This is a genomic window from Kineococcus radiotolerans SRS30216 = ATCC BAA-149, assembly GCF_000017305.1.
GTDB lineage: Bacteria > Actinomycetota > Actinomycetes > Actinomycetales > Kineococcaceae > Kineococcus > Kineococcus radiotolerans.
The window spans coordinates 2,762,334-2,780,094 of sequence record NC_009664.2; the positions used below are offsets into that span (position 1 = coordinate 2,762,334).

A 17,761-nucleotide genomic window follows, 5' to 3' on the forward strand; every position below is an offset into this window, starting at 1 on the left:
CCCGGTCTCGGGTGGCCCCTCCGGGCCAGCCGCACCCGGACTCGTGTCACAAGGAAGCAGGGGATGTCATGCCCGCGATCGTGCTCGTCGGCGCCCAGTGGGGGGACGAGGGCAAGGGCAAGGCCACCGACGCCCTCGGCGCACGGGTCGACTACGTGGTGAAGTTCAACGGCGGCAACAACGCCGGGCACACCGTCGTGGTCGGGGACGAGAAGTACGCCCTGCACCTGCTGCCCAGCGGGATCCTCACCCCCGGCGTGACCCCGGTCATCGGCAACGGCGTCGTGGTGGACCTCTCGGTGCTCTTCGAGGAGATCGACGCGCTCACCGCGCGCGGCGTCGACTGCTCCAAGCTCCTGCTCTCCGCCTCCGCCCACGTCATCGCCCCCTACCACCGGGTGCTGGACCAGGTCACGGAGCGCTTCCTCGGCAGCCGGAAGATCGGGACCACCGGCCGCGGCATCGGCCCCACCTACGCCGACAAGATCAACCGCATCGGGATCCGGGTGCAGGACCTCTTCGACGAGTCCATCCTGCGCCAGAAGGTCGAGGGCGCCCTCGACCAGAAGAACCACCTGCTGCTGAAGGTCTACAACCGCCGCGCGGTGTCGGTCGACGAGACCGTGGAGAACCTGCTCTCGTTCCGCGACCGCATCGCGCCCATGGTCACCGACGTCAGCCTGGAGCTGTCGCGGGCGCTGGACCGCGACGAGATCGTCCTCTTCGAGGGCGGGCAGGCCACGATGCTCGACATCGACCACGGCACCTACCCCTACGTCACGTCCTCGAACGCGACGGCGGCCGGGGCCTGCACCGGGGCGGGGATCCCCCCGAACCGCGTCGACCGCATCGTCGCCGTGGTCAAGGCGTACACCACGCGCGTGGGCGAGGGCCCGTTCCCGACGGAGCTCCTCGACGCCGACGGCGAGAAGCTGCGCCAGGACGGCGGCGAGTTCGGCACCACGACCGGGCGCCCGCGCCGCACCGGCTGGTACGACGCGGTCATCTCCCGCTACTCCGCCCGCATCAACGGGGTCACCGACTTCGTGCTCACCAAGCTGGACACCCTCACCGGCTGGGAGCGCATCCCGGTGTGCGTCGCCTACGACGTCGACGGGGTCCGCCACGACGAGATCCCCATGTCCCAGAGCGACTTCCACCACGCGAAGCCGATCTACGAGTTCTTCGACGGCTGGACCGAGGACATCACCGGCGCCCGGTCGATGGAGGACCTGCCCAAGAACGCGCAGGCCTACGTCGAGGCCCTCGAAGCGATCTCCGGTTCCCGCATCTCCGCGGTCGGGGTCGGGCCGGACCGCGAGCAGACCGTCGTGCGGCACGACCTCCTCGGATGAGTCCCACCCCCGCCCCAGGGTTCGCGGTGCGGGAGGCGGCCCTGGCCGACCTCCCGCCCGCGACCCTCTACGCGCTGCTGAGGCTGCGGGTCGACGTGTTCGTCGTCGAGCAGGAGTGCGCCTACCCCGAGCTCGACGGCCGCGACCTCGAACCGGACTGCGTGCACGTGTGGGCGGAGACCACCGGCGACACCGCCGGGGCCGGCGGGGTCCCCGTCGCGACGCTGCGGGTCCTGCGCGACCCCGACGGCCGCGGCCGGATCGGGCGGGTGGCCACCGCCGCGCCGTTCCGCGGGGCCGGGGTGGCGGCGGCCCTGATGGGCCGGGCGCTGGAACTCCTGCCCGGGGTGGACGTCGTCCTCGACGCCCAGGCCCACCTGGAGCACTGGTACGCCCGGTTCGGGTTCGCCGCGTCCGGCCCGCGGTTCGTGGAAGACGCCATCCCGCACGTGCCGATGCTGCGGCCCGCCTCCGCCTGAGGCGCACCCCCGCCGCGGGCGCGGTTCAGCGCGGCGGCCGGGCGGGCACGAACCACGCGGCGGTGTCCACCGGCAGCACGCCCCCGGGCCCCGGGCCCGAGCGCACGAGGACCTCCACCCCGGCCGGCAGCTCGACGTCGCCGGGGCCGAAGTTCACCCACACGCGGGTCGTCCCGCGCGCGTAGGCGAGCACCCCCTCGGGGGCCTCGTCCCAGCGCAGCGGGTCCGCCGCGGCCACCAGCTCGCGCCGCAGGTGCAGCACCCGGCGGTAGAGGTTCAGCGTGGAGGCCGGGTCGCGGTCCTGGGCCTGCGCGCTCAGCGCCGCCCAGCCCGCCGGCTGCGGCAACGCGGGCGCGGGCGAGCCGGGCGGGGAGAACCCGAACGGCGGCCGGTCCCCGGACCAGGGCAGCGGCACCCGGGACCCCTCCCGCCCGGGGTCGGCGCCGCCGGAACGGGTGTGGATCGGGTCGCGGCGCAGCGCGTCGGGCAGGTCCTCGACCTCCTCCAGCCCCAGCTCCTCGCCGTTGAACACGTACACCAGACCGGGCAGCGCCGCGGTCAGCAGGAACGCCGCCCGGGCCCGGGCCCGGCCCAGGGCCAGGTCCGGCACCTCCTCGCCCCAGCGCGCCCGCTCGGTCACGTTCGAGCCGTGCTCGGGCGGCTGGGAACGGGCGTAGCGGGTGACCTGGCGCACCACGTCGTGGTTGGTCAGCGCCCACGCGCTCGGGGCCCCGGTCAGCTCCGCGACGGCGAGCCCGCGCTCGACCACCCGCCGCCACGGCCCCTCCCGCCAGGCCACGTGCAGGGGGTCGAACTCGAAGGCCATGTGCAGCTCGTCGGGGCGCAGGTACAGCGGCAGGCGCTCGCGGCGGGCGACCCACGCCTCGGCGACGAAGACCCGCGGCGGGTCGTAGGCGTCGGCCACCGCGCGCCACTCCCGGTACACCTCGTGCACCTCGTCCTGGTCCCAGCCCGGGTGCTCCTCGGTGCGCCGGTCGCGGCCGAGGGCGTCGGGCAGCCCGTCCTGCTTCAGCAGCCCGTGGGCGACGTCGACGCGGAAGCCGTCGACCCCGCGGTCGAACCAGAACCGCAGCACGTCGACGAACTCGGCGCGGACCTCGGGGTTGCGCCAGTCCAGGTCCGGCTGCTCGGGGGCGAAGGAGTGCAGGTACCACTCGCCCGGGCGCCCGTCCGGGCCGGGCGCCCGCGTCCACGACGGGCCCCCGAAGCAGCTCTCCCAGTCGTTGGGCGGCAGCTCGCCGTCCGCGCCCCGGCCGGGGCGGAACAGGTACCGCGCCCGGGCCCGGGCGTCCCCGGCCAGCGCGGCCCGGAACCACGCGTGGGTGCTCGAGGTGTGGTTCGGGACGATGTCCAGCAGGACCTTCAGGCCCAGCTCGTGGGCCTCCCGCAGGAACGCCTCGGCCTCCTCCAGGCCGCCCAGCGCGGGGTCGACGTCGCGGTAGTCGTCGACGTCGTAGCCGTTGTCGGCCAGCGGGGAGGGGTACCAGGGGTTCACCCACACCGCGTCCACGCCGAGCCCGGCCAGGTGCGGCAGCCGCGCCCGCAGCCCGGCGAGGTCGCCGAGGCCGTCGCCGTCGCCGTCGGCGAAGCTGCGGGGGAGGACCTGGTAGACGGCGGCGGTCCGCCACCACGGGACGGGCGGGTCGATCACCGGATCACTGTGCCCGCCCGGCCCCGCGACCGCACGCCCCGCGCCCCGGCGGTCAGCGCGCGGCGGGGGAGCCGGGCCCCCCGTCCGCCCGGCGCGGGCCGCCGAGCTCGACGGTGACCTCGCGGTGCCCGCCCTCCTCGACCTCCACGGCCGTCGCGACCGGGGGGTGACCGGCGGCGGTGAGGGTGTACCGGCCCTGCGAGAGGTCGTCGAAGTGGAAGGAGCCCCCGGTGTCGGTGGTGGCGCTGTCGACGACGGCGCCCCCGTCGTCGACCAGCGTCACCGACGCCTCGGGGACGCCGCGCCCGTCGCTGCCCGCGGAGACCTGGCCGATGAGCCGGCCCCCGTGGCTGAGCCGGACGTCGACGGCGAGGTCGGCGCCGGGGCCGACCTCGACGGCCTGGGCGACCGGGCGGAAGGACTCCCCGAGCACGCTGAGGATGTAGCTGCCGGCGACGAGGTCGCCGAACCGGTACTGGCCGGAGGCGTCGGAGCGGGTGGTGGCGACGACGTCGCCGCGCACGTCCAGCAGGGTCAGCACCCCGCCGCCGACCGGCTGCGTCCCGTCCGCGCCGGTCAGCACCCCGTGCAGGGCGGCGTTGCCGACGAGCCGGACGTCGTGGCGCACGGTGCGGTCGGACACCGCGACCAGGTGCGCGGCGGGCCGCGCCTCGGCGGCGGCGACGATGAGCACGAACGTCCCGCCCGCCGTCAGCGGCAGCTCGTAGAGGCCCACCTCGTCGGAGCCGGCCCGCGCGACCTGCCGCCCGGCCTGGTCGGTGATCGTCAGCGCGGCCCCGGCCAGGGGGTGGCCCGCGGGGTCGGTGACCAGCCCGACGATCCCCAGCGGCAGGTCCGCGGCCACGCGGGCCACCCGCTGCTCGGCGGGCATCCCGTGCGGGGTCGCCGCCAGCGCCGGGTCCACGGGGTGGCGGCGTTCCTCGCGCGGGACGGGGACCTCCGCGGGGCTGTCCGCGCGGCTCGGGGCCGCCTCGGGGGCGGGGGCGGTGGCGGTGGCGGTGGCTCCGGTGTCTCCGGCGGCCAGCAGCGCCTCGAGGCTGCGGCCCTCCGCGTCGACGTTGGGGACCAGCCGCTGCATCCAGCGCGGCATCCACCACGCGGCGTCGCCCAGCAGGGTCAGGGCCGCGGGCATGATGACCATGCGGACGACGAGGGCGTCGGCCAGGACGCCGACGGTCAGGGCCATCCCGATCGAGCCGATGATCTGGTCGCCGCTGGTGGCGAAGCCGACGAAGACGCCGGACATGATGAGCGCCGCCGCGACGACGACGGGGCCCGAGCGGCGGAACCCGGCGAGGACGGCGTCCTTGGGGCGGCGGCCGTGGGCGTGCTGCTCGTGGATCGCCGAGACCAGGAACATCTGGTAGTCCATCGCCAGGCCGAAGAGGATGCCGACGACCAGCACCGGCATGAAGCTCAGCAGCGGCGCGGGCTGGGCGACGCCGAACACGTCGGAGAGCCAGCCCCACTGGTAGATCGCCACCACCGCGCCGAGGCTCGCGCCCAGGGAGAGCAGGAACCCGACGGTGGCCAGCAGCGGCACCGCCAGCGAGCGGAACAGCATGATCAGCAGGAACAGGGCGAGGACGACGATGAGCGCGATGTAGACCGGCAGCGCGTCGTTCAGGGAGTCGGTGACGTCGATGTCCAGCGCCGTCTGGCCGGTGACGAGGACCTCGGCGCCGTCGGTGCCCGACGTCGCGGAGCGCAGGTCGCGGACCAGCTCGCTGGTCTTCTCGTCGGTCGGCCCGCTGGCGGGGACGACGGTGATGAGCTGCGCGGTCCCGTCGGCCGAGGGGATCCCGGGCAGCACCGCGGCGACGTCGTCGAGGCCCTGCACCCGCGTCGCCACCTCACCGGCCGCGGTGGCCACGGCGGCGGCGTCGTCGCCGTTCACGAGGACGATGAGGGTGGACTGCGAGCCCGGGCCGAAGCCCTGCACCAGCAGGTCGTAGGCCTGGCGCGAGGAGCTGGCCGGGTCGTCGTTCTCCGCCGAGGGCAGCGCGGTGCGCATCGAGGCGACCGGGATCGCGACCGCTCCGACGAGGACCACCGCGGCGAGCAGCGCCAGGACCGGGTGCCCGGTCACGCCGCGGGCCCAGCGGCCCAGCAGCCCGGGCCCGGCCAGGTCGGCCAGGGCGTGGTCGTCGCTCTCCGCGGCCGCGCGCAGACCCGCCGGGTCGCGGTGGCGCTCCTTCTTCGGCAGGACCCTCAGGCCCAGCACCTTGAGGAAGGCGGGCACCGCGGTCAGCGCCACGACGACGGCGATGGCGACGGTCGCCGCGGCCGCCAGCCCCATCTGGGTGAGGAACGGGATGTTCACCACCGACAGCCCGACGAGGGCGATGACGACCGTCGTGCCGGCGAAGACGACGGCGGTGCCGGCCGTCCCGGTGGCCTTGGCGATGGCCTGGTCCAGGCCCACCCCGCGCCGCAGCTCGGTGCGGGTGCGGGCGAAGACGAAGAGCGCGTAGTCGATGCCGACGGCCAGCCCCAGCATCCCGGCCAGCGCCGGGGTCGTGGCGGAGAGGGAGACCACGTTGCCCAGCGCCGTGATGCCGAGGATCCCGGCGCCGACGCCGATCCCGGCGGTCAGCAGGTTCGCGCCCGCCGCGGCCAGCGCCCCGTAGGTGAGGACGAGCACGAGGGCCGCGACGGCGACCCCGATCGCCTCGCTGGTGTGCCCGGCCTCGGTCGTCACGACCTGCGACGTCATCTCGACGCGGACGGGGCCGGCGTCGTGGTCGGTGGCCGCCTGCAGCGCCTCGACCTGCTCGGGGGTGACGTCCCCGACCAGCCCGTCGAAGGTGACCGTCGAGGAGGCGATCGTCTGGTCGCGCGAGACCATCGGGGTCTGGGGCGCGAGCGGGTCGCTGACGGAGACGACGCCCTCTATGCCGCGCAGCTGCGCGAGGACGCCCTGGAGGGCGCCGGCGTTCTCGGCGGTGGTGAGGGTCTGGCCCGCCGGCGCCTGGAACACGACGGTGGCGGTCGCGTCGTTCGCCCCGGCCGAGAACTTCTCCTCGACGAGGTCCAGCCCCTCGCTGGCCTCCGTGCCCGGGATGGAGAAGCTGGTGTCCGTCGCGGCGGTCTTCTCGACGCCGTAGGCCAGGCCCCCCAGGACGGCCAGCAGCACGGCCCAGACGGCCAGCACCAGCCAGTGGCGGCGGGCGCTGAACCGCCCCAGTCGGTACAGCAGGGTTGCCATCGGGGTGGCTCCTTCGCGGGTCGTCACGAGAACCGTCGGCTCCGGTGGCGACGTTCCGTCCTGGCTGATCGGCTGATCGACGGTACCCCGGTCCCGGGGGCCCGTCCAAGGGAACGGCCTAGCCGATCGGCTAGTTCCTGACCGCCGTGAGTCGTGCCTGCGGATACAGTGGCGAGGACGGCCACCAGGCACCGGACGGGAGATCCATGACGGCGACGGTCGGCGACGCCCGCCCCGCGGGCCCCGGGCGGACGCGGCTGCACGAGGCCGCCCTGCGGCTCTTCGCCGACCACGGGGTCAACGGGACGTCGCTGCAGATGATCGCCGACGAGATGGGCGTGACCAAGGCCGCCGTCTACCACCACTACCGCACCAAGGAGGAGCTCGTCGTCGGGGTGGTGACCCCCTTCCTCGACCGGGTCTCCGAGGTCCTCGAGCACGCCCGGACCCGCCGGGGGCGGCGGGCGCAGGTCGAGACCGTCCTCGAGGGCCTCGTCGACCTCGTCGTCGACGCGCGGCGGATGTACGTCGTCACGGCCGTGGACCCGGTCATCGCCCACCTGCACGAGCACCACCCGCGGATGCGCGAGGTCGGCGGGGAGATGCGCGAGCTGCTCGCCGGGCCCGACGCCGAGCCCGGGCGCCGCGTCGCGGTGGCCTTCTTCCTCTCCGGGGTCATCGGGCCGCTGGCCGACCCCACCTGCGGCGACGTCGACGACGACGCCCTGCGCGCGATGGTCATGGACGTCGGGCGGCAGCTCCTGCTGCCGCGCAGGGCCTCCAGGGGGTGAGTCCCGCTGATCACGATCGCCCTCCTCAGCGAGCTGCTCGTCGTCGTCGACTTCCTGGTGAAGGCCTGGGCCGTCGGCAGCGTGCCGGAGAACCGGCGCCCCGGGTCGTCGTCGGCGTGGCTGCTGCTCATCCTCTTCCTGCCCGTCGTGGGCCTGCCGCTGTTCTTCCTGCTGGGCAGCCCCTACGTGACCGGCCGCCGCCACCGGGTGCAGGAGGCGGCGAACCGGGCCATCGCCGAGCGGGTCGAGGAACTGCCGGACCTGCCGCCGGGGTTCGTGGCCGACGAGCACCTGGCCTCGGTGCTGGAGCTGAACCGGCGGCTCACCGCCCTGCCGTGCGTCTCGGGTGACCACCGGCGGCTGCTGCCCGACGGGGAGTTCGTCGCCGCCCTCTGCGCCGCCGTGGCAGCGGCGGAGCGCACCGTGGACGTCGAGTTCTACATCGCCGCCCTCGACGCGACGACGGAACCGTTCTTCGACGCCCTGCGCGACGCCGTCGCCCGCGGGGTGCGGGTCCGCTTCCTCTACGACCACCTCGGCGCGCGCCGGTACCCCGGCCACGCGGCCATGAACCGGCGCCTCACCGCCGACGGCGTCGAGTGGCACCGGATGATGCCGATCGACCCGCTGCGCCGGCGGTGGCGCCGCCCGGACCTGCGCAACCACCGCAAGCTCGTCGTCGTGGACGGCCGGACGGGTTTCGTCGGGTCGCAGAACCTCATCGACCCCGGGTACCTCGTCCGCAAGAACGTCCGCGCGGGCCGGCGCTGGGTCGACCTCAACGTGGAACTCACCGGTTCCGTCGTGCAGTCGCTGGAGGCCGTGTTCGCCACCGACTGGTACGCCGAGACGGGGGAGGTCCTCGACGAGGTCGCCACCCCGACCGCGCACACGGTGCCGGGCGGCTCGACCGGCGCCTTCCAGGTCGTCCCCTCCGGGCCGGGGTTCCCCACCGAACCGAACCTGCGGATGTTCACCGCCCTGATCCACGCCGCGACCCGCCGGGTCTCGATCGTCAGCCCCTACTTCGTCCCCGACGAGAGCCTGGAGCAGGCCATCACCACCGCGGCCTACCGCGGGGTCGAGGTCGAGCTGTTCGTCTCCGAGCGCGCCGACCAGTTCATGGTCCACCACGCCCAGTGCTCCTACTACGCGACCCTGCTGCGGGCCGGGGTCCGCATCCACCGGCTCCCGTACCCGGCGGTGCTGCACAGCAAGGTCCTCGTCGTGGACGGCGCCCGGGCGGTCATCGGTTCCAGCAACATGGACATGCGCTCCTTCAACCTCGACTACGAGGTGTCGCTGCTGGGGCTGGAACCGGACTTCGTGCGCCAGCTGAGCGAGGTCGTCGACGGCTACCGCGCCCGCTCGCGGGAACTCACGCCGGAGGCGTGGTCGCAGCGGCCGTACCGGCGGCGCTACCTGGACAACGTCATGCGGCTCACCGCCGCCCTCCAGTAGCGCGGCGGGCCCTTGCCCATCGGTTCGCGCAGGTCGACCATGGGCGCGTGTCCCCGTCACCACCCCCGCCGCCGGGACCGCTGGCCGAGGCGGAGCGCCTGGCCGCGGTCTCCGGAGCGGTGCGGGCCGGTGCGGCCGACGGGGGCGGCGACGGGCTGCAGCGGCTGGTGGCGATGGCCGCGCGGGTCCTGGACGTCCCGGTGGCGATGGTCTCCTTCATCACCGCCGAGGAGGAGGTCATCCAGGCGGCGGTGGGCCTGCCCGAGCCGTGGGCGTCGCTGCGCACCACCCCGCTGTCGCACTCCCTCTGCGTCCAGGTCGTCCGCGGCGACGGCCCGGTCGTCCTCTTCGACGCGCGCCAGGACCCCGCCTACCGCGAGCACGCGGCGGTGCTCGAGATGGGGGCCGGGGCCTACGCGGGCTACCCCCTGCGCCACGGCGAGCACGTCCTGGGGGCCTTCTGCGCCGCCGACTTCGCGCCCCGGTCGTGGTCGGAGGACGACCTGCGGCTGCTGGAGGACCTGGCCGCCGTGGTCTCGACCGAGCTGACGCTGCGCACCACCGTGCAGGAGCTGGAGGCGTCCCGGGCCCGGCTGGAGGACCTCACCCGGCGGCTGCACGAGCAGTCGCGCACCGACGTCCTCACCGGTGCGGCCAACCGCCGGCGGGTGCGGGAGGTGCTCGCCGACCACGTCGCCCGCCTGGAGCGCCACGGGGGCGACCTGGCCATGACGCTGATCGACGTGGACTCCTTCAAGCGCATCAACGACGTCGCCGGGCACCGGACCGGCGACGCCGTCCTCACCGAGATCGCCGCCCGCCTCCAGGACACCATCCGGCGCCCCGACCTGCTGGCGCGCGTGGGCGGGGACGAGTTCGCCGTCCTGCTGCCCGACACCGACCTGGCCGCGGCCGAGCACCTGGCGCGGCGCCTGCGCCACGTCGTCGGGGACGAGCCGGTGGCCGGGTGGCCGGTCACCGTGTCCACCGGCACCGCGGTCTACGACCCCGACCGGGGTCTCGAGCAGCTGTACGCCGACGCCGACGCCGCCCTGTACGAGGCCAAGGGCACCCGCGCCCGGGACGACGACGGCTGAGGACGCCGGGCGGGCGCCCCGCGGGTTCAGTCGGTGGCGGCGACGCGGATCGTCAGGCCGTCCAGGTACGACGCGACGTTCGCCCGGACCTGCGCGACGGTGTCGCCGCCGAACTTCTCCAGCACGGCGTCGGCGAGCACGAGCGCCACCATGGCCTCGGCCACGACCCCGGCCGCCGGCACGGCGCAGACGTCGGAACGCTGCGCGATCGCCTGCGCCGCACCGCCGGAGGCGGTGTCGACGGTGTCCAGGGCCCGCGGCACCGTCGAGATGGGCTTCATGGCCGCCCGCACCCGCAGGACCTCGCCGTTGGTCATCCCGCCCTCGATGCCGCCCGCGCGGTCGGTGCGCCGGCGCACGGTCATCCCCCCGGCGTCGGAACCGCCGTCGGTGCGCTCGATCTCGTCGTGGGCCTGCGAACCCCGGCGGCGGGCGGTCTCGAAGCCGTCGCCGACCTCGACGCCCTTGATGGCCTGGATGCCCATGAGCGCCGCGGCCAGGCGGGCGTCGAGCTTGCGGTCCCAGTGCACGTAGGAACCCAGGCCCGGGGGCAGGTCGTGCACGACGACCTCGACGACCCCGCCGAGGGTGTCGCCCTGGGTGTGCGCCTCGTCGATCTCGGCGACCATGGCCGCGCTGGCGGTGGGGTCCACGCAGCGGACCGGGTCCGCGTCGACGGCGTCGCGCGCGCCGCGCCCGGGGACGACGCCCGCCGGCGCGTCGACGGTGCCCAGCGAGACGACGTGGGAGACGACCTCGGCCCCCACCGCCTGCTCCAGGAAGGCGCGGGCCACCTCGCCGAGGGCGACGCGGGTCGCGGTCTCGCGCGCGGAGGCGCGCTCCAGGACGGGGCGGGCGTCGTCGAAGCCGTACTTCTGCATGCCGGTGAGGTCGGCGTGGCCCGGGCGGGGGCGGGTCAGGGGGGCGGAGCGGCCGCGGGCGGGCAACCGGCCCGGCTCGTCGTAGCGGCGGCCCTCGGCGTCGACGGGGTCGGCGGCCATGACCTCCGACCAGCGGGGCCACTCGGTGTTGCCGATGCGCAGCGCGACCGGGCCGCCCTGGGTGAGGCCGTGGCGGATGCCGCCGATGACCTCCAGCTCGTCCTGCTCGAAGTTCATCCGGGCCCCGCGCCCGTGCCCGAGGCGGCGGCGGGCCAGGGCGGCGCGGATCCGGGCGCTGTCGACCTCCACACCGGCCGGGAGGCCCTCGAGGATCCCCGCCAGCGCGGGTCCGTGGGATTCACCAGAGGTCAGCCAGCGCAGCACCCCATGATTCTGCCGCACCGCCGGAGCACCCGCCCCCACCGCGGGGGGCTCGGGGCCGGGCGCCCCGGGGGCCGCGGGTGGTTGCACCCGGTGGTGGCGGCGGGCAGGCTGTGCGGCGTCCGAGCGGTGCCGGTACCCGCCGGCTCCGGACCGCCGGCGCCCCCACGTCGTGAAGGAAGAACCCCGTGCTGCGTGCTCGCCCCTCCCACCGCCTCGCCTCCGCCGCCGCGGTCGTCGCCGCCACCGGCGCCGCGCTGCTCGCCGGCAGCTCCCCGGCCGCCGCGGCCACCTGCTCCGACGTCGACGTCGTCTTCGCCCGCGGCACCGGGGAGACCCCCGGCCTGGGCGTCGTCGGCGGGCCCTTCGTGCGCTCGCTGACCGGCGAGCTGTCCGACCGCACCGTCACCTCCCACGCCGTGGACTACGCCGCGAGCAGCTCCCAGGCCAGCGCCGGCCCCGGGGCCACCGCCATGAGCGCGCACGTGCGCGAGGTCGCCGCGGCCTGCCCCTCGACGCGCTTCGTCCTCGGCGGCTACTCCCAGGGCGCCACCGTCACCGACATCGCCCTCGGCATCCGCACCGGCACCACCACCGGCACCCCGGTCCCGGCCGAGCTCGCCGGGCGGGTCGCGGCGGTCGTGGTGTTCGGCAACCCCCTGGGCCTGAGCGGGCGCACCATCGCCACCGCCAGCTCCACCTACGGGCCGAAGTCCAAGGACTACTGCAACAGCAGCGACTCCGTCTGCGGCAGCGCCCCGAAGACCGGCACCGGCGGCCACCTCAGCTACGCGAGCAACGGGTCGACGACCGACGGCGCGCGCTTCGCGGCGGGCCTGGTGCGCGCGGCCGGCACGCCCACGACCCCGACCCCCACGCCCACCCCGACCCCGGTGCCCACCACCTGCGTGCGCGACAGCACCCGCGACCACGTCGCCGCCGACCGGGCGGTCAGCCTGTACGGGCGCGCCTACGCGCGCGGCTCCCGCGACAGCCTCGGCGCCACGAGCAGCTACAACGTCGTCTCGCTGCAGCAGGTCGAGGGCGGCTGGCGGCTCGTCACCGCCTGCTGACCGCGTGCCGCGACCTCGCCGCTCAGTCGGCGAGGTCGCTGAGCAGCGGGTCGACCCGGTAGGGCACGAGCTCGCGCATGGCCAGCGAGGTCCGGGTCCGCACGACGCCGGGGATGGACAGCAGCTCCTGACCCACCCGGTAGAGGTCGTCGGCGTCGCGCGCCACGACGCGGCACATCAGGTCCCCGTCACCGGTGATCCCGTGGACCTCGAGGACCTCGGGGGTCTCCCGCAGCCGGCGCAGGGTGTCGTCCTGCTGCCCCTGGTGGATCTCGATCATGACGAACGCCGACACGGAGAAGCCCAGGGCGGCGGGGGCCAGCCGGCGGGAGAACCGGTGCAGGACGCCGTCGGACTCCAGCCGCTCCAGGTGCGCCTGGACCGTCCCCCGGGCCAGGCCCAGCTGGCGCGAGAGACCCAGCACGGTCGCGCGCGGATCCTCGTCCAGGGCGAGGAGGATCCGGGCATCGATGGTGTCGAGGCGGCGCACGAGTGACATCTTGACGCATCGGGGGCGCTACCGAGCGGACAATGTGCTCACTCGGGGCGCGGAGTCCCGACCTCGACGACCACGTCGTCCCCCACGACCTCGACGAGGTGGGTGCGGACGGGGACGAGGGCGGGCGGACCGGAGGGTTCGCCCGTGCGCAGGTCGAACGCGGAGGCGTGCCGGGGGCACTCCACCGCGCAGTCCTCCACCCAGCCCTCCGACAGCGACTCGTCGGCGTGGGTGCAGGCGTCGTCGATGGCGAACAGCTCGCCCTCCACGTTGAACACCGACACGGGGGCGGTGAGCTCCGGGCGGTCCACGCGGACCACCTCACCGGGGGGCAGGTCCGCCAGCGCGCACGCCACGATCCGGGTTCCAGCAGGCACGGGTCGAACTCCTCACGGCTCACGGGCAGGTCGGGGTGATCCTGCCACCCGGGCCGCACCGGGCCACCCGGACGGGCCCGCGCCCGTCAGGCGCTCCTGCGGGCCGGGGCCGCCCTCCCGGTGGTGGTCTTCCTCGCGGCGGTCTTCCCCGTCGCGGTCTTCCCCGTCGCGGTCCTCGTCGCGGTGGCCTTCTTCGCCGCGGCCTTCCCGGCGGTGCTCTCCTTCACCGCGACCACCTCCGCGCCGGCCTTCTTCGCGGTGGCCTTCTTCGCGGTGGCCTTCTTCGCGGTGGCCTTCTTCGCGGTGGCCTTCTTCGCGGTGGCCTTCTTCGCGGTGGCCTTCTTCGCGGTGGCCTTCTTCGCGGTGGCCTTCTTCGTCGCCGCCTTCTTCGCGGTGGTCCTCCCCGCGGCCGCCTTCCGCGCCGGGGCCTTGCCCGCGGTGCCCCCGGCCGGGGCCGCGTCCCCCGTCCCGCCGCGGGCGCGTTCGACGCTGCGCTGCAGCGCGGTCAGCAGGTCGAGCACGTCGTCGCCGTCCCCGTCGGCCGTGGACGCGTCGTCGCCCGCGACCGCGGGGGCGTCGCCGGCCTCGGCGAGGCGGGCCTCGACGAGGTGCTCCACCGCGGCCGCGTAGTCGTCCTCGAACTCCTCGGGGTGGAAGTCGCCGGTGAGGGACTCCACGAGCGAGGCGGCCATCGCCAGCTCCTGCGGGCGCAGGTCGACGTCGGTGCCCAGCGCCTCGAAGTCGGCCGGGCGCACCTCGTCGGGCCACAGGGTGGTCTGCAGCACGATCACGTCGTCGCGGACCCGCAGCACCGCGATCGACTCGCGCTGGCGCAGCGCGACCTTCACCACGGCCACCCGGTCGGTCGCGGCGAGCGCCCCGCGCAGCAGCGCGTAGGGCTTGACCGCGCGCGGCTCGGGCTCCAGGTAGTACGGCCTGGAGAGCAGGACCGGGTCGACCTGGTCGGCGGGGACGAACTGCAGCACCTCGATGGCGTGGCCGCTGGCCACGGGCAGCTGCGCGAGGTCCTCGTCGGTGAGCACGACGAGCCTGCCGTCGACGCTCTCGTAGCCCTTGGCGACCTCGTCGTAGGCGATCTCCTCGCCGCAGACGGAGCACGTCCGCTTCATCCGGATCCGCCCACCGTCGCTACGGTGGACCTGGTGGAAGCGGATGTCGTGCTCGCCGGTCGCGGCGTGGAGCCGGACGGGGACGTTGACGAGGCCGAAGGACACGGCCCCCTTCCAGATGGCGCGCGGCACGGCGTACCCCTCCCGGAGATCGGATCCCCACCGTACGGGCTGGGTCCCGGCCCCGCCCGGGGACCGGTGGCGCTGCCCGCGGGGGTCTGGCGCGAGCGCGAGGCCGCGCACGCCCGCCGCGCCCACGAGCTGACCGCCGCCGCGGTGCAGCGCCGCGGCCGGGGGGAGGCGCACCCGGTGGAGGACTTCCTCTTCACCTACTACTCGTGGGCGCCGGGGAGGCTGGCGCGCTGGCACCCCGGGGTCGGGGTGCTGCTGGAGGACGCGGGGGAGCGCGCGGACTGGGCGCACTACGCGAGCTCCCCCGCCGGGGTGGGGGTCGACGGGGCGGGGCTGCTCGCGTCCCGGGCCCCCACCGTCCGGCTGGCCCGCGACGTGCTGGCCGCGACGCGCGGGCGCGCTCCGCAGCTGGCCTGCTTCGGGCTGCACGAGTGGGCGATGGTCCACCGCACCGAGCCCGCGGGGGTCCGCCACGCGGGCCTGCCGCTGCGGCTGGGGCACGCGGGGACGGACGCGGTCGTGGAGTCGCACCGCATCCGGTGCAGCCACTACGACGCCTTCCGCTTCTTCACCCCCACTGCCGTCCCGCTCAACGAGCTGCGCCCCACGCGCACCGACCAGCCCGCGCAGGAGCAGCCGGGGTGCCTGCACGCGACGATGGACCTCTACCGGTGGGCGATGAAGCTCTCGCCCGCGGTGCCGGGGGAACTGCTGCTGGACTGCTTCGAGCTCGCCCGCGACGTGCGGGTGCTCGACATGCGCGCCTCGCCCTACGACGTCTCCGGCCTGGGGTACGCGCCCGTGGCCATCGAGACCCCCGAGGGCAAGGCGGAGTACGTCCGGGCCCAGCGGGAGTTCGCCGAGCGCGCCGACCCGCTGCGGGTGCGGCTGCTGGCGGTGTGCGACGCGCTGCTGGCCGCGGGGGAGCCCGGGTAGCGCCCGGGTGTGGGGTCGGTCACGGGGACCCCGCCGGGGTTGAGGTCCGGCGCGCGGTGACCGATGATTAACGCACGAACCATTGGTGTGCGAATCAGAGTGGAGCCAGTCGTGCCCTTCGACGTCACCCGGGGCCTGCCCCGCGACCTCCAGCGCCCGCGGTCCCGCCACCGCTGGGTCGACCTCGTGCTGGACGCCGCCTTCTCCTTCACCGGCCCCGCGCAGGTGTCCGGGCTGGACGAGGGCCCCCAGCGGGGACCGCGCACGGCCGAGGAGGCCGCCCGCGGCTACGCCCACTGGGAGCGGGTGACCGTCGGCGGCCACAGCTACCTGGTCGAGCGTCAGACCCCGGCCGTCACGTCGTCGGACTCCGCGGCCGCGACCCACTCGCCCTTCTCCGAGCGCCAGCCCTCCTCGGTGCGCCCGCGGCGCCAGTAGCCCGAGGCCGACAGCTGCTCCCGGCTCACCCCGAGGTCGGCGCGCGCCCACCGCCGCACGGCGCGGACGGTGTCGGCCTCCCCGTGCAGGAAGGCCTGCGGCGCCCCCGCGGGCAGGTCCAGGGAACGCAGGAAGGCCACCAGCGCCTCCGGGTCCGGCCCCGCCCGGTGCACCCAGTGCAGCCGCAGCTCGCCCGGGCAGGTCAGGGGCAGCTCCTCGGCGGGGCCGGAGACCTCCACCACGGCGACCGCCACCGCGCCCGCGGGCACGTGCTCCAGGGACGCGGCGATCGCCGGCAGCGCGCTGGCGTCCCCGACGAGCAGGTGCCACGCGGCGCCCGGGTCGGGGGAGTAGGCCCCGCCCGGCCCCAGGAGCCGGACCTCGTCACCCGGACGGGCGCGCGCCGCCCACGGCCCGGCCACGCCCTCGTCGCCGTGCACGACGAAGTCGATGGTCACCTCCCCGTCGGCCACGGAGCGCACGGTGTACGTCCGCTGCACCGGCCACTCGGCGCGGGGCCGCTCCTCGCGGATGCGCGCCACGTCGAACGGCTCGTCGTAGGCGACCCCCTCGACGGGGAAGACCAGCTTCACGTAGGAGTCGGCCTGCTCCACGGCGAAGTCCGACAGGTCCTCGCCCCCCAGGACCACCCGCACCATCCCCGGGCTCAGCCGCTCGGTCCGCTGGACCACCGCCAGCCGCTGCCGGCGACCGCCGGGCCGCTCACGCTTGAACGGGTTGCGCACCACGTCTCCTCACTGCCCCTCGGCGCGGCCCTCGCGCCAGTACCCCATGAACGCCACCGAGCTGCGCGGCACCCCGACCTCGCGGACCAGGTGGCGGCGCAGCGCCTTCACGACCCCCGCCTCCCCGGCCAGCCACGCGTACAGGCACTCCGGGCCGACGGCCTCGGCGTGCTCGGGGACCTCCCACAGGATCCCCGCGTCGAGGTCGACGTCGTCGAAGTCGATCGCCACCGTGCGCGACGCCTCGTCCACCAGGGCCGGCGCGACCTCCCGGACCCGCTCCAGCAGCAGCTCGCCGGGGGCGTGGGAACCGTTGCGCGGCAACCACTCCACCGTCAGGTCGGCCGGGGAGGACAACCCCGTGAGGTCGCCCGAGCAGGGGACCTCGAGCAGGGCGGTGGCCCGGACCCCCGGCGGCAGCTGCTCCAGGACCGCCGACACCGCGGGCAGCGCGGTCTCGTCGCCGACCAGCAGCAGCGTGCGGGCCTCCGGCGGCGGGGCCCACTCCACGCCCCACATCCGCCCCGTCCCGGGGCGGCTGGGGCCGACCAGCACGACCTCGTCGCCGACCCGCGCCGCCGCGGCCCACGCCGAGGCCGGGCCCGCGTGCCCGTCCTCGACGCCGTGCAGGACGAAGTCCACGTCGATCTCCGCCTGCGCGCGGGCGGAGGCGGGGCGGAAGGCGCGCACGGTGTAGGTGCGCATCACCGGGCGGACGGCGTCGGGCAGCTCCCGCCACCACGCGTACCAGTCCCCGTCGGGGAGGTCGTGGGCGGCCAGGGGCAGCTGCGGCAGGAGCAGCTTGATCCGCTGGTCGTGCCCGCCGGCGCCGAAGCCGGCCAGCCCGGGGGAGCTCATCGTCAGCCGCGCGAAGCTCGCCCCGACGCGCTGCACGCGCGAGACCCGGACGGGGAACAGCGCGTACGAGGCCCGCTCCAGCTCGGTCCGGGTCTCCCGCTCGACCCCCACCGCGGCCGTGGTGTCCGTGCTCATGCCTCACCCCATCGATCGTGTGAGGACAGGCTAACCAACAATCCTGGGAAGATCCTCCCCCCGTCGCCGTGGCCTCCGTCACCCCGGGCCC

Annotated in this window: 16 protein-coding genes; 8 read left to right on the forward strand and 8 right to left on the reverse strand. The window is 75.4% G+C overall.

The genetic code is table 11. The annotated features are described in order from the left end of the window. Positions 1–68 precede the first annotated feature (68 nt). Both KRAD_RS13240 and KRAD_RS13245 read left to right on the forward strand, forming a co-directional pair. A complete protein-coding gene (locus KRAD_RS13240; protein WP_012086130.1) occupies positions 69–1,355 on the forward strand; it encodes an adenylosuccinate synthase in 1,287 nt (428 codons plus the stop codon). Further along, positions 1,352–1,834, forward strand: coding sequence for a GNAT family N-acetyltransferase (locus tag KRAD_RS13245; RefSeq protein ID WP_012086131.1), 483 nt, complete (start codon positions 1,352–1,354; stop codon positions 1,832–1,834). The genes KRAD_RS13240 and KRAD_RS13245 overlap by 4 nt, the downstream gene beginning before the upstream one ends. 25 nt (positions 1,835–1,859) lie before the next feature. On the opposite strand, the gene KRAD_RS13250 is transcribed toward KRAD_RS13245, so the two are convergent. Then, the gene (locus KRAD_RS13250; RefSeq protein WP_012086132.1) at positions 1,860–3,506 is read right to left on the reverse strand and encodes a glycoside hydrolase family 13 protein; all 1,647 of its coding nucleotides are present in this window, start codon (positions 3,504–3,506) and stop codon (positions 1,860–1,862) included. Positions 3,507–3,558: 52 nt separating this feature from the next. Beyond that, positions 3,559–6,735, reverse strand: coding sequence for an MMPL family transporter (locus KRAD_RS13255; protein ID WP_012086133.1), 3,177 nt, complete (start codon positions 6,733–6,735; stop codon positions 3,559–3,561). A 206-nt stretch (positions 6,736–6,941) separates the two neighbouring features. Between KRAD_RS13255 and KRAD_RS13260 the strand changes: the two genes are divergently transcribed. The 3 genes from KRAD_RS13260 to KRAD_RS24395 are packed head-to-tail and all read left to right on the forward strand — an operon-like array spanning position 6,942 to position 10,084. Further along, complete coding sequence (locus tag KRAD_RS13260) at positions 6,942–7,526, forward strand: TetR/AcrR family transcriptional regulator (protein WP_012086134.1); 585 nt, start codon at positions 6,942–6,944, stop codon at positions 7,524–7,526. Between the two features lie 57 nt (positions 7,527–7,583). After that, the gene (locus tag KRAD_RS13265) at positions 7,584–8,987 is read left to right on the forward strand and encodes a phospholipase D-like domain-containing protein (protein WP_012086135.1); all 1,404 of its coding nucleotides are present in this window, start codon (positions 7,584–7,586) and stop codon (positions 8,985–8,987) included. Positions 8,988–9,034: 47 nt separating this feature from the next. Continuing rightward, positions 9,035–10,084: a GGDEF domain-containing protein gene (locus tag KRAD_RS24395; protein ID WP_012086136.1), complete on the forward strand. Its 1,050-nt coding sequence runs from the start codon at positions 9,035–9,037 to the stop codon at positions 10,082–10,084. 26 nt (positions 10,085–10,110) lie between these two features. Here the strand turns inward: KRAD_RS24395 and aroC are convergent, their stop codons facing one another. Further along, positions 10,111–11,349 carry a chorismate synthase gene (aroC, locus tag KRAD_RS13275; protein ID WP_041292085.1) on the reverse strand — a complete coding sequence of 413 codons (1,239 nt, stop codon included), beginning with the start codon at positions 11,347–11,349 and terminating at the stop codon, positions 10,111–10,113. A 185-nt stretch (positions 11,350–11,534) separates the two neighbouring features. On the opposite strand from aroC, the gene cut reads away from it, so the two are divergent. Further along, the gene (gene cut, locus KRAD_RS13280) at positions 11,535–12,419 is read left to right on the forward strand and encodes a cutinase (RefSeq protein WP_012086138.1); all 885 of its coding nucleotides are present in this window, start codon (positions 11,535–11,537) and stop codon (positions 12,417–12,419) included. 22 nt (positions 12,420–12,441) lie between these two features. Here the strand turns inward: cut and KRAD_RS13290 are convergent, their stop codons facing one another. From KRAD_RS13290 to ku, 3 genes are all read right to left on the reverse strand, one after another. Then, a complete protein-coding gene (locus tag KRAD_RS13290) occupies positions 12,442–12,918 on the reverse strand; it encodes an Lrp/AsnC family transcriptional regulator (RefSeq protein WP_012086139.1) in 477 nt (158 codons plus the stop codon). A gap of 38 nt (positions 12,919–12,956) precedes the next feature. Continuing rightward, positions 12,957–13,295: a bifunctional 3-phenylpropionate/cinnamic acid dioxygenase ferredoxin subunit gene (locus KRAD_RS13295; RefSeq protein ID WP_012086140.1), complete on the reverse strand. Its 339-nt coding sequence runs from the start codon at positions 13,293–13,295 to the stop codon at positions 12,957–12,959. Positions 13,296–13,381: 86 nt separating this feature from the next. Then, a complete protein-coding gene (ku, locus tag KRAD_RS13300) occupies positions 13,382–14,557 on the reverse strand; it encodes a non-homologous end joining protein Ku (RefSeq protein ID WP_012086141.1) in 1,176 nt (391 codons plus the stop codon). 66 nt (positions 14,558–14,623) lie between these two features. On the opposite strand from ku, the gene KRAD_RS13305 reads away from it, so the two are divergent. Both KRAD_RS13305 and KRAD_RS13310 read left to right on the forward strand, forming a co-directional pair. Next, on the forward strand, positions 14,624–15,493 hold the full coding sequence (locus KRAD_RS13305) for a hypothetical protein (RefSeq protein ID WP_012086142.1): 870 nt from the start codon (positions 14,624–14,626) through the stop codon (positions 15,491–15,493). A gap of 111 nt (positions 15,494–15,604) precedes the next feature. After that, entirely contained in the window at positions 15,605–15,931 is a 327-nt protein-coding gene (locus tag KRAD_RS13310; protein WP_041292087.1) for a hypothetical protein, read from the forward strand. On the opposite strand, the gene KRAD_RS13315 is transcribed toward KRAD_RS13310, so the two are convergent. Together KRAD_RS13315 and KRAD_RS13320 are read right to left on the reverse strand one after the other, a co-directional pair. Then, positions 15,835–16,677: a siderophore-interacting protein gene (locus KRAD_RS13315; RefSeq protein WP_012086143.1), complete on the reverse strand. Its 843-nt coding sequence runs from the start codon at positions 16,675–16,677 to the stop codon at positions 15,835–15,837. The genes KRAD_RS13310 and KRAD_RS13315 overlap by 97 nt on opposite strands. Before the next feature lie 9 nt (positions 16,678–16,686). After that, positions 16,687–17,670 (reverse strand): siderophore-interacting protein, encoded by a 984-nt coding sequence (locus tag KRAD_RS13320; RefSeq protein WP_012086144.1) that lies wholly within the window; start codon positions 17,668–17,670, stop codon positions 16,687–16,689. Positions 17,671–17,761 lie beyond the last annotated feature (91 nt).

Excerpts from the sequence above, each read along its gene's own strand:
- KRAD_RS13240 (WP_012086130.1), top strand. The coding sequence starts at position 69 with ATGCCCGCGATCGTGCTCGTCGGCGCCCAGTGGGGGGACGAGGGCAAG.
- KRAD_RS13245 (WP_012086131.1), top strand. The coding sequence starts at position 1,352 with ATGAGTCCCACCCCCGCCCCAGGGTTCGCGGTGCGGGAGGCGGCCCTG.
- KRAD_RS13255 (WP_012086133.1), bottom strand. The coding sequence starts at position 6,735 with ATGGCAACCCTGCTGTACCGACTGGGGCGGTTCAGCGCCCGCCGCCAC.
- KRAD_RS13260 (WP_012086134.1), top strand. The coding sequence starts at position 6,942 with ATGACGGCGACGGTCGGCGACGCCCGCCCCGCGGGCCCCGGGCGGACG.
- KRAD_RS13290 (WP_012086139.1), bottom strand. The coding sequence starts at position 12,918 with ATGTCACTCGTGCGCCGCCTCGACACCATCGATGCCCGGATCCTCCTC.
- KRAD_RS13320 (WP_012086144.1), bottom strand. The coding sequence starts at position 17,670 with ATGAGCACGGACACCACGGCCGCGGTGGGGGTCGAGCGGGAGACCCGG.